This window comes from Bacillus sp. LR_5 (genome assembly GCF_042709275.1).
In genome coordinates, this window is sequence record NZ_JAVAXX010000211.1 from 1 (window position 1) to 11,602 (window position 11,602).

The window sequence follows — 11,602 nt, forward strand, 5'->3', positions numbered from 1 at the left end:
TAACTCCTTCCTTATACACAAACAAAATCCAATAAATGGTCCAAATGACACAAGGATTTTTTTGAATTTTCAAGAAATATATACTAGATCTATAACATTTTTTCTAAACACAAAGGGGGAAACACATTGAAAAAGGGGATCATTCGCTTTCTGCTTATAAGTTTTGTTGTATTTTTTGCGTTATCCACAGGTATGACAGGAGTACAGGCAGCTCCGGCTTCTTCAAAAACGTCGGCTGACCTGGAAAAAGCCGAGGTATTCGGTGATATCGACACGACAACAAGCAAAAAAACAACCGTTATCGTGGAATTAAAAGAAAAATCCTTGGCAGAGGCGAAGGAAGCGGGAGAAAGCCAAACGAAAAGCAAGCTAAAAACCGCTCGCACCACAGCAAAAAACAAAGCCCTCAAAGCGGTGAAAAACGGGAAAGTTAACCGGGAATATGAGCAGGTTTTCTCAGGCTTTTCTATGAAGCTCCCAGCTAATGAGATTCCAAAACTTCTCGCGGTAAAAGACGTTAAGGCAGTATACCCGAACGTCACATACAAAACAGACAATATAAAGGATAAAGACGTCACGATCTCCGAGGACGCCGTATCTCCGCAAATGGATGACAGCGCGCCGTATATCGGAGCAAACGATGCATGGGATTTAGGCTACACAGGAAAAGGCGTCAAGGTGGCCATTATTGATACCGGGGTTGAATACAATCACCCTGATCTGAAGAAAAACTTCGGACAATATAAAGGATACGATTTTGTAGACAATGATTACGATCCAAAAGAAACACCAACAGGTGATCCGAGAGGCGGAGCAACTGACCACGGAACACATGTAGCCGGAACTGTGGCCGCAAACGGAACGATTAAAGGGGTTGCGCCTGATGCCATACTTCTCGCTTACCGCGTGTTAGGTCCTGGCGGAAGCGGCACAACAGAAAACGTCATTGCCGGCGTGGAACGTGCTGTACAGGACGGAGCAGATGTGATGAACCTGTCTCTCGGAAACTCATTAAACAACCCGGACTGGGCGACAAGCACAGCGCTTGACTGGGCCATGTCAGAAGGCGTTGTCGCTGTTACGTCAAACGGCAACAGCGGACCGAACGGCTGGACAGTCGGATCACCTGGCACATCAAGAGAAGCGATTTCTGTCGGTGCGACCCAGCTGCCGCTCAACGAATATGCCGTCACTTTCGGCTCCTACTCTTCAGCAAAAGTGATGGGCTATAACAAAGAGGACGATGTCAAGGCGCTCAATAACAAAGAAATTGAGCTTGTTGAAGCGGGAATCGGCGAAGCAAAGGACTTTGAAGGAAAAGATCTGACAGGAAAAGTCGCCGTTGTCAAACGAGGCAGCATTGCATTTGTGGATAAAGCGGATCATGCTAAAAAAGCCGGCGCCATCGGCATGGTTGTGTATAACAACCTCACTGGAGAAATTGAATCCAATGTGCCAGGCATGTCTGTGCCAACGATTAAGCTTTCATTAGAAGACGGTGAGAAACTCGTCAGCGCCATAAAAGCTGGTGAGACAAAAACAACATTCAAGTTGACGGTCTCAAAATCGCTCGGTGAGCAAGTGGCTGATTTCTCATCACGCGGCCCTGTTATGGATACGTGGATGATTAAGCCTGATATTTCCGCACCAGGCGTCAATATCGTCAGCACCATCCCGACACACGATCCTAACAACCCATACGGGTACGGATCAAAACAAGGAACCAGCATGGCATCGCCTCATATTGCCGGAGCGGTTGCCGTTATCAAACAAGCCAAACCAAAGTGGAGCGTTGAACAGATCAAAGCCGCCATCATGAATACCGCTGTCACCTTAAAGGATGGCGACGGAGAAGTATATCCTCATAACGCCCAAGGTGCAGGCAGCGCGAGAATCATGAACGCGATCAAAGCCGACTCGCTCGTCTCACCTGGAAGCTATTCATACGGCACCTTCTTGAAGGAAAGCGGAAACGAAACGAAAAAAGAAACGTTTACGATTGAAAACCAATCTTCCATTAGAAAGTCATACACACTTGAATACTCATTTAACGGCAGCGGCATCTCCACATCCGGCACAAGCCGTGTTGTGATTCCGGCACATAAAACCGGAAAAGCCACTGCAAAAGTAAAAGTCAATACTAAGAAAACAAAAGCTGGCACCTATGAAGGAACGGTTATCGTAAGAGAAGGCGGAAAAACCGTCGCTAAGGTACCTACATTGCTAATTGTTAAAGAGCCGGATTATCCGAGAGTAACATCTGTCTCCGTCAGCGAAGGGTCTGTACAAGGCACCTATCAAATTGAAACCTACCTTCCTTCAGGAGCAGAAGAGCTGGCATTCCTCGTCTATGACAGCAACCTTGATTTTGCAGGCCAAGCCGGCATTTATAAAAATCAAGATAAGGGCTATCAATACTTTGACTGGGACGGCACGATCAATGGCGGAACCAAGCTTCCTGCCGGAGAATATTACTTGCTCGCCTATGCCGCAAACAAAGGCAAATCAAGCCAGGTTCTGACTGAAGAGCCTTTTACCGTTGAATAATAAGAAGCCCTGCCGAATCGGCAGGGCTTTTTTCAGATTAATTCGCAAATGCTTCCTGCAACAAGCGGTAAGAACGGAGCTTATCTTCAAAATGATGCGTAATGGTCACCGCCATGATTTCCTCAGTTCCATACGCCTTACTCAAAGCTAACAGCTGCTCCTTAACCTGTTCTTTCGTGCCGACAATCATTCGATTTCGGTTATCCGCAATTCGTCTCTGTTCATAAGGGGAGTACGTATTTTCCCGAACAGCTTCATACGAAGGAACTCCTTCTAAAGGAATGCCCTGCTCTCCTGCCAAAAGCGTAAAATCAAGCACTGCCGCAAGCTCCTCTGCCTTCTCCTCCGTGTCAGCACAAAGAACAAAAACAGCGACTGCCGCTCGAGCTGTGTCTCCTAACACAGACGGTTTAAATCGTCTCTTATACTGTCTAACCGTATCCTCTCCGCCCTCTCCATTGATAAAGTGGGCAAACATATAGCCAGCGCCTGAATCAGCGGCGAGCAGTGCGCTTTCTCCAGATGAGCCGAGCAGCCACACATCCGGCGCGGTGGAAATATGCGGCGCAGCCGTCAGATTCGGAAAACGGTGTTTGTCATCCGCCAAATCATGTAAATACATAGTCAGTTCCTTGATTTGCTGCGGATACTGATCAGCATTGCGTTTTCCGCCGTCATTCAGCGCCCATGATGCAATCGGCATTCCCCCCGGTGCTCTGCCAACCCCAAGATCAATTCTTCCCGGTGTCAGCCCCTCCAGCACACGGAAATTCTCAGCTACTTTATAAGCGCTGTAATGCGGCAGCATGACTCCGCCTGATCCAACACGGATTCGCTTCGTTTTCGCTGCTATATGACTGATTAGCACCTCAGGGCTTGACCCTGCCAGCCGCCTTGAAAAGTGATGCTCAGAAACCCAAAATCTCTTATATCCAAGGTCCTCAGCAGCCTGTGCAAGTGCAACGGTTTGCTGTAAGGCTGTTTCTGCACTGCTGCCCTCTGATACTGGAGATTGATCTAATATACTCAATGAAATCATCCTTACCACCTCATCCTCATCGTATCACTGATCCCTTATTTTTTCTCCAAAGCCGCTCACACTGCTTATCAGTGTTTCCCGATCATTCGCCATTTATTTGTGATAACATGTCTCTATTTGTCGGAATATGTTACACGTGAAACATAAAAACCCCTCCGAAGCGGAGAGGTTTGCTTTAGTTTTTATTAAAGCCTTTTTCTTTCACATAGTCATTTAAATAAGTACGCGGCTTCTGCTTCATAAAGTTCAGAATCTGATCAGACCACGTTTCTTCACGCTTTCCGTTTGTTCTTTCTCTATAATAATCAGAAATGGTTTGGTCATACGCATTCATGGTTTCGCGGAAATCATCTGTGTTTACATTATACGTATTCTCATGATAGACAGCCTGCTTTGGCAATCTCGGTTTTTTGCCGGATAGGTTTGCAGGATGGCCTACTGCCAGACCGAAAAGCGGAAGCACATGGTCAGGCGTTTGCATCACCTCTGTCACCTTGTCCAGTTCATTCCGAATGCCGCCGATATAGCAAATGCCAAGCCCCATAGATTCAGCGGCAATGCTCATATTTTGCGCTGCCAGCGCTGCATCAATCAAGCTGACCATAAACATTTCCGTATTCTCGAGCAGCTCAGAAATATTTTCGCCTTTTTCCTCAGCCAGTTTTTGGTGGCGGTGCAAGTCCGCGCAAAATACAAAAAAGTGCCCGTTGTTCTCAACGTAAGGCTGATTTCCGGCAAGCACAGACAGCTCACGTTTTTTCTCAGGATCGGAAACCCCGATAATCGAATACGCCTGGACATAGCTGGACGTAGACGCAGCCTGCGCACTTTTCACTAATATATCAATTTCTTCAGCAGTCAAAAGCTGATCAGTAAAAGACCGGATCGACCGATGATTTAAAATGGTTTCGATTGTGTTATTCATCACAAGAACCTCCTTATCTCTATTTATCATATCCGAAAAAAAGTGATCTCAAAAGTGAAATGCTCTGCACAAAAAAAGACAGCCTCTGTAAAGGCTGTCTTCACCTTAAGAATTAAAGAGATAACTTCTGTATTTCGTCAGCTGCACACTTGCGTTATACACAATCCCGAAGCCGATTAGCGTGGAAAGCGTCGAGCTTCCCCCGTAGCTGACAAACAGCAGCGGAATCCCGGTAACAGGCATAATACCGATGTTCATTCCGATATTCTGGAATGTATGGATCACTATTAACGCCGTAAAACCAACGCAAAAGAAAGATGCGAAACGGTTATACGGATGTATTTTGTCAATCAGAACGACAAGCCTGTAGATTAAGAAGAAGAACATAATGACGACAATCGCACAGCCTAAAAAGCCAAATGACTCACCTATTATAGAAAAGATAAAGTCAGTTGTACTTTCTGGAACATAAACCTTTAAATTAGAAATACCATTTCCTATAATGCCGCCAGATCCTATAGCCATAATGGCTTGATCAACTTGCCAGCTGTCATTTGAATCTTCCTGCGTCTCATTAGAAGCTGAAACCCAAGAAGTGACCCGCTTAATTTGATAATCCTGTATCCCAACTGATTTAGCAACGTCAGGAAAGTTTATTATGACTAATAAAATAAGTGAAATGAATAGGATACCTGAACCAGCAATGATCGTTATCAGTTTCCAATTTATACCCGACATGAAAATCATGACAAGAACGATAAACATACATATTCCTGCTGTTCCCGCATCTTGCATCAGGATAAGGCCAACAGGGATAACTGCGACACCCGCAATCTTTAATAAGAGGTGAATATCATCCCTAAGCGTCCGAACTCCTTTAGGATTGGCTTTTCCGATGACTGAAGCAAGCATCATAATCAAACCGACCTTCATGAACTCTGAGGGCTGTATTGTTATTCTCCCAATCCTAAACCAACTTTTTGCTCCTTTAATGACCGGTGCAATGGACTCAGGACTGATCTTAAGAATAATCAAAGATAAAATACCTATGATAAAAATATATAAACTTAACTTTTCAAGTTGCTCTAAATCAAAGTACAACAGAACTGTAATCGCAATAGCTCCCAAAAGATAAAAAACAATTTGCTGTATCCAATCCGTGTTCCCATACTGCCCAAATTGACCGGCAGCATAAATTGATACTACGCTTATAATAAAAAACACACCAAATATAAAAATCAAATCCCCCTGATAAAAGGGGTTTTGCTGCTTCTTATATCGACTCATTCTATCCCGCCTTACATTTTCATCGGAAAATCACTAATGTTTATTATACATGAACCAAGTTCAAGATGACACGTGAAGCTCGCTTCCTTTTCTGTTTTTTGCGCATTTGCGGCGCTTTTTCAGCTACACGAAATATGACGTATCATAAACCGAAATGTTTCGATTGACACAAAACTTTTCAAATGAAAAAAACCCCTTTTAAATAAGGAGTTAAAAGAAATCCATAAGAAATGGAGGTTTTGACTGAAAAACATCATCAAGCCGTTTGATTTCCGATACCGGCCCATTTATCATGCCTGTTTCATAAAGGAAACGGGCATTTCTGGCGCCTAGAAAGAAAGCGGTTAAAGAAGATATGCTGCATTCTATTAGATGGTCTGATGACTCTTCTGGAATGATCTGCACTTGCTCCGAGTCGACGCGGAAAGTCTGTTGATTCCATGGGGCCCATTGATCCGTAACCTTAAAGTCAAAGGGTGCTGTCATGCGAGATTTTGGATATTCCCGAAAAAAACCTTCAACGTCAACGATGCGCGCCATACTATAAGGATATATGTCTTGTTTGACTCGGGGTTCGACAGTTAAAAAATCAAGATCTTCCTCCATCCGTACAGTCAGTTCCACTTCATTCAGCATCGAATCATGCAGGCAAATAAAATTCCACAAGCCTCTCTGTGCCTCTCTGTTCAAATAAACAAATTCCTTAACTCGCATCGTTTTATTTTTGATGTCATACACAAGATATCCACAGGGCACCCCATCTTCAGAGATATACATCGCTTTCATCCCATGGACCTTCTCTGTCCAATGCTCCTTTGAACGTTTCATCAGCCCATTATGCTTCGTTCTGTACTGATTATAGATAGCATTCACTGCATCTGTTTCATCTTTTTGAAGCCTCTTCACGTACCCAGAGACATCGCCTAGCTTTTGAAACTGTTCTTTAAGGTAGATCAGGCGTTTTTGATAGAAACAGAGCTCCCAGCCAAATTTACGGTAAAAGGAGATCAGGAACGGATGCAAAAAGCTGATGATTTGGTTTTCTTTCTTCATGACCGTTAAAGCGTTTCGAATAAGCTCCTTTACTGTACCTTTTCTTCTGTATTCAGGCCAGGTTGCCACCCCGGCAATACCGCCCATCTTCATCTCCTGTTCCTCCAACATCACAGAAAAAGGAATGATGTGAAGCTTAGAGAGGAGTTTCTCTTGTTCTTTGATTCCGATGATGTAATGGTTCTCTAAAGCTTTTACTTTCTCTTCTCGTTCCTCATCACTGAGTTCTTTCTGAAAAGCATATTCAGACATGCGGATCACTTCTCGCCAGTCTTCTTTTTCAAGCTTGACTACCTGATACATCTGCATCCCCCCTGTTTTTTTAAAAAAGCTCCGTACATTCTCCTAGCGAAATGAACTTAAAAATAAGACGATAGGTCCAGACCAATTCCACAAAAACCTGTATCAATTTCTGGAAAACATGGTATAATAATTGTAACAAAATGTTCAAAAAACAATCACAAAAAAGACACAACTCAGTTCCTCTATTTCATTTTTGTAAACGTTATCACAAAATGAAAGGAGACGGGTATGATGGACATGTTTTTTGCTTATTTATTGGTTGCCAGCGCAACACCTCTCTTTATATGGCTTGATAACAAAAAAGTCGCACTCTCAGCTATTCCGCCAATCATCTTAATGTGGGTATTCTTCTTCTTTTACGCAACAGAAAGCCTTTCTCCACTCGGACACACTCTCATGATTATCTTGTTTGCCGTCAACGTCATTGTCGCTCATATCGCCGCATTTATTATTTACGGTCTTCCGTATCTTCGCAGAAAGCGAAGCAGCTGAGGACAGCAAAAAACCCTCTTCTAACGAAGAGGGTTTTTGTATTATTCGTTGTGGCCTGAATGCTCTGAGTGTTCAGCGCCTCCAGGAGGATTTCCGTCCATATGGTCACCATGGTGATAGTGAGCCGCGAAAATCCAGATGGAACCAAGTACGATAACGATCGCGCCGAAGAATCCGAACAGCGTGTTTCCGACTTGGATCCCGCCGTTTTCGCTCTCTGTCATGTGCATGAACATGAGAAGCTGCAGCGCCGCTTGGATGAAGGCGAAGCCGAAAATGATCCAAAGTTTTGCTGATGAGCTCAGGTCAGTATACACTGCAACCCATAGAGCCAGCAGGGTCAAAACGATAGACAGTGCAAAACCTACAATGTGCTTCCATGGAAAGTGACTGTGTTCAGCAGATTTGTTTGCCATTTTACAGACCCCCCAATCCCATGAGATAGACACCTGTAAAGATGAAAATCCATACAACATCTAAGAAGTGCCAGTACAAGCTTGAGATAAAGATTTTAGATGAAGTTTGCGGAGTTAAGCCGCGTTTCTTCAACTGAATCAGAATTCCTGTAATCCAGAAAATACCGATTGTTACGTGAGTTCCGTGAGTTCCAAGTAAAACAAAGAATCCAGACCAGAACGCACTTGTACCGAGAGATGCTCCTTCATGTACATAGTGGACAAACTCGTTGATCTCGCATCCGACGAAGCCGGCGCCGAGAAGAAGAGTGATAATTGTCCAAATGACTACGCCTTTTAAACTTCCGCGGCGCATTTCATGAACAGCGATCCCGCAGGTAAAGCTGCTGATAAGCAGCAAGAACGTCATAATCATTACCAGATTCACTTCAAACAGTTCGTCCGGTAAGACACCTCCTGCTGTTCTGTTTTGAAGAACGAAGAAGGTTGCAAATAGTGTTGAGAACAACACAATTTCTGCCCCTAAAAAGATCCAAAACCCGAGAATATTAAGTCTGCCGGTTTCAGATTGATATTCCATAGGCGCGTTAGAATTGCCGTGTTCTGCATGTTCCATAACTCACGCCTCCTTATTCGGAAATCTTTCTTTCCGTCTCTTTTATTTCATCAACACTAATGTAGTAGCCGTTGTCGTATTCGAATGAACGCAGAACCATGCAAAGCAGGACTCCGATCAATCCGACTACGCCCATCCAGTACCATTCAAAGACAAGTCCAAAGCCGGCGATACCGAAGGCAACAGACATAAAGAACGGTCTGCCTGAGTTGCTTGGCATATGGATTTTCTTGAATTTGCTTTCAGGGTATAACTCGGTTTTTTCTTCTTTCATATGATGGAATGCATCCTTAGATTTGACTTCAGGAAGCACCGCAAAGTTGTAATGCGGCGGAATCGCAGAAGAAGTCGCCCAATCAAGACTGCGTCCCACACCCCATGAATCTCCGCTGATTTCACGAGTTGAGTAGCGGAAGCTGTAGTAGATGTTATAGCAAAGGATTAAGAATCCTACACCCATCATGAAAGCTCCGACAGTTGAAATAAAGTTCAATGTTGTCCAGCCGTCATTCGGTCCGTATGTGTAAATACGGCGAGGCATGCCTTGAAGCCCCAAGAAATATTGCGGGAAGAAACAAATATTGAACCCAATCATAAAGATCCAGAAGAACCATTTTCCGATTCTTTCGTTCAGCTTGTGGCCGAACATTTTTGGATACCAGAAAATAAATCCGGCGAAACAAGCAAATACAGTACCTGCGATCAGCACATAGTGGAAGTGAGATACAAGGAAGTACGTATTATGGTATTGATAATCCGCTGCTGCCATCGCAAGCATAACCCCTGTAACCCCGCCGATTACAAAGTTAGGAATGAACGCAAGCGCCCACAGCATAGGCGTTGTAAAGCTGATTCGGCCTTTATACATGGTAAAGAGCCAGTTAAAGATTTTAACCCCGGTCGGAATCGAGATAGCCATTGTCGTAATTGAGAAGAAAGAGTTAACGGACGCACTGTTCCCCATTGTGAAAAAGTGGTGAGTCCAAACTAGGAAACTCAATACGGAGATGGCGATAATAGAACCAACCATCGCTGTGTAACCAAACAATTGTTTTCTTGCAAAGCTTGAGATAATCTCAGAGAAAATACCGAATGCCGGAAGAATAACGATATATACTTCAGGATGTCCCCAAATCCAGAACAAGTTTGCCCAAAGCATCGGCATACCGCCTGCTTCCAATGTGAAAAAGTGAGCACCGAACAAACGATCAAATGATAAAAGTGCTAAAGCTACTGTAAGTACAGGGAACGCAAACACGATAATAACCATTGTGATCAATGTTGTCCATGTAAACATCGGCATACGCATCAGTGTCATGCCTTTTGTTCTCATTTTTAAGATTGTTACCATAAAGTTGATCCCTGTCATCAGCGTACCGATACCGGCAATCTGAAGTCCGAGGAGATAGTAGTTCTCACCCGGTCCAGGGCTCATGTCATTACTTGCAAGCGGCATGTAACTTGTCCAGCCTGCGTTCGGAGAACCTCCGATTACGAAAGAAATATTGAAAAGCATCGCCCCTACGAAGAACGTCCAGAAGCTCAGGTTGTTCAAGTAAGGAAATGCAACGTCGCGAGCACCGATTTGAAGAGGTACAACAACGTTAATAAGACCGATCAAAAACGGCATCGCCATGAAGATGATCATGATCGTACCGTGAGTCGTAAAAATTTCATTATAGTGGTTTGAGTCTAAAAAACTGTTATTCGGAAGCGCTAGCTGGGCACGCATCATCAGACCGTCGACACCGCCGCGGAATAGCATAATTACAGCAGATATAATATACATGATTCCGAGTTTTTTATGGTCAACAGTTGTTATCCATTCAGACCAGAGCCATTTCCATTTCTTGAAGTAGGTAAGAACAACAATGATGGCAATGGTAGATAGTGCAATGGAAACTTGTGCGCCCAGAATTAATGGGTCACCAGTTACAAAAAATTCATCCCATTTAAATTTCATGCGGGCTTCCTCCTTTCCTGATCAATATCATTCTTCTGTATCATCAGACTTCTTAAATTCATTTTCTTTTACGTTTTCAAACGGATCTGTTTTAGAGTGAGGTGAAACGGCTTGGTAGCCAAGGCGTTTGCGGGCCTCCATCGCGTATTCTGCATCTTGTCCGTGATCAACGTATTTTAAGTGGGTAGAAGAGAACGTTAATTCGTCCACATTTTCAGGAAGCATTAATTGATCATACTTCTCTTTTGTCAGCTTAGGAGCCTCATTTTGAGTCTTTTTCACCCAGCTGTTAAAGTCTTTTTCTGTTACAGCATTCACATCAAACTCTTGGTCGGCAAAATGTTCGCCTGTGAAGTTCGCGTTGCGGCCTTCATAAGTTCCCACTTCATCAGCCTGTAAGTATTGATCCATCAGCATTCCTGCCATCGCGTATTTTTGTCCTCCAAGCTGAGGAATCCAAAGCGAAGCCATTGAATCTGCAGATGAAATTTTGAACAAGATCGGGCGGTCGACAGGAATGTTTAAGTAGTTGACCGTTTCAATATCCTGTTCAGGGTAGCTGAATACCCATTTCCAGTCTACCGAAGTAGCATAAACAACAAGAGGTTCTTTGTCTTTTGTTGCTTCAGGAGCTTTTTCTAACGAATATATCGTCTGTACGGTTGGCACAGAAAGTGCAATGACGATTAAAATTGGGATCACTGTCCAGACTACTTCTAAGAACGTGTTACCGTGAATTTTTGGGTTATAAGATCCATTATCTTTGCCTTTACGGTCGCGGTATTTTACTAAAATAATGGTAAATAGAACAAAGACAACCCCGACGATAAACAGCATAAATCCGATAGATAACAGGATTAAATCACTTTGCTGTTCAGCTACAGGCCCTTTCGGATCTAGTACTGAAGCATTGCTGCATCCCCCAAGGACGAAAACCACAGTTAACAGCGCTAATACAAGT

General features: G+C 43.7%; 10 protein-coding genes. 2 read left to right on the forward strand and 8 right to left on the reverse strand.

The features are described 5' to 3' along the window. Positions 1 to 126 precede the first annotated feature (126 nt). On the forward strand, positions 127 to 2,547 hold the full coding sequence (gene vpr / locus RAC86_RS27960) for a serine protease Vpr (RefSeq protein WP_072565464.1): 2,421 nt from the start codon (positions 127 to 129) through the stop codon (positions 2,545 to 2,547). Positions 2,548 to 2,584: 37 nt separating this feature from the next. Here the strand turns inward: vpr and RAC86_RS27965 are convergent, their stop codons facing one another. From RAC86_RS27965 to RAC86_RS27980, 4 genes are all read right to left on the reverse strand, one after another. Next, positions 2,585 to 3,586 carry an LLM class flavin-dependent oxidoreductase gene (locus RAC86_RS27965; RefSeq protein ID WP_061186546.1) on the reverse strand — a complete coding sequence of 334 codons (1,002 nt, stop codon included), beginning with the start codon at positions 3,584 to 3,586 and terminating at the stop codon, positions 2,585 to 2,587. Between the two features lie 175 nt (positions 3,587 to 3,761). Next, positions 3,762 to 4,511, reverse strand: a complete 750-nt coding sequence (gene nfsA, locus RAC86_RS27970) for an oxygen-insensitive NADPH nitroreductase (protein ID WP_072565465.1) — start codon at positions 4,509 to 4,511, stop codon at positions 3,762 to 3,764. Positions 4,512 to 4,616: 105 nt separating this feature from the next. Then, on the reverse strand, positions 4,617 to 5,798 hold the full coding sequence (gene rodA, locus RAC86_RS27975; protein WP_061186547.1) for a cell shape-determining peptidoglycan glycosyltransferase RodA: 1,182 nt from the start codon (positions 5,796 to 5,798) through the stop codon (positions 4,617 to 4,619). A gap of 210 nt (positions 5,799 to 6,008) precedes the next feature. Then, a complete protein-coding gene (locus RAC86_RS27980) occupies positions 6,009 to 7,154 on the reverse strand; it encodes a GNAT family N-acetyltransferase (protein ID WP_072565466.1) in 1,146 nt (381 codons plus the stop codon). Between the two features lie 228 nt (positions 7,155 to 7,382). Here RAC86_RS27980 and ywcE point away from each other — a divergent pair, with 228 nt between their 5' ends. Next, positions 7,383 to 7,646, forward strand: a complete 264-nt coding sequence (gene ywcE, locus RAC86_RS27985; RefSeq protein ID WP_003227411.1) for a spore morphogenesis/germination protein YwcE — start codon at positions 7,383 to 7,385, stop codon at positions 7,644 to 7,646. A 41-nt stretch (positions 7,647 to 7,687) separates the two neighbouring features. Here the strand turns inward: ywcE and qoxD are convergent, their stop codons facing one another. The 4 genes from qoxD to qoxA form a co-directional block, all read right to left on the reverse strand. Continuing rightward, entirely contained in the window at positions 7,688 to 8,062 is a 375-nt protein-coding gene (gene qoxD / locus RAC86_RS27990; RefSeq protein WP_003222169.1) for a cytochrome aa3 quinol oxidase subunit IV, read from the reverse strand. Between the two features lies 1 nt (position 8,063). Beyond that, the gene (gene qoxC / locus RAC86_RS27995; RefSeq protein WP_003236031.1) at positions 8,064 to 8,678 is read right to left on the reverse strand and encodes a cytochrome aa3 quinol oxidase subunit III; all 615 of its coding nucleotides are present in this window, start codon (positions 8,676 to 8,678) and stop codon (positions 8,064 to 8,066) included. A 13-nt stretch (positions 8,679 to 8,691) separates the two neighbouring features. Further along, positions 8,692 to 10,641, reverse strand: coding sequence for a cytochrome aa3 quinol oxidase subunit I (gene qoxB / locus RAC86_RS28000; protein WP_061186549.1), 1,950 nt, complete (start codon positions 10,639 to 10,641; stop codon positions 8,692 to 8,694). Positions 10,642 to 10,668: 27 nt separating this feature from the next. Continuing rightward, the coding region (qoxA, locus tag RAC86_RS28005; RefSeq protein ID WP_377886253.1) for a cytochrome aa3 quinol oxidase subunit II at positions 10,669 to 11,602 on the reverse strand (934 nt) is incomplete at its 5' end.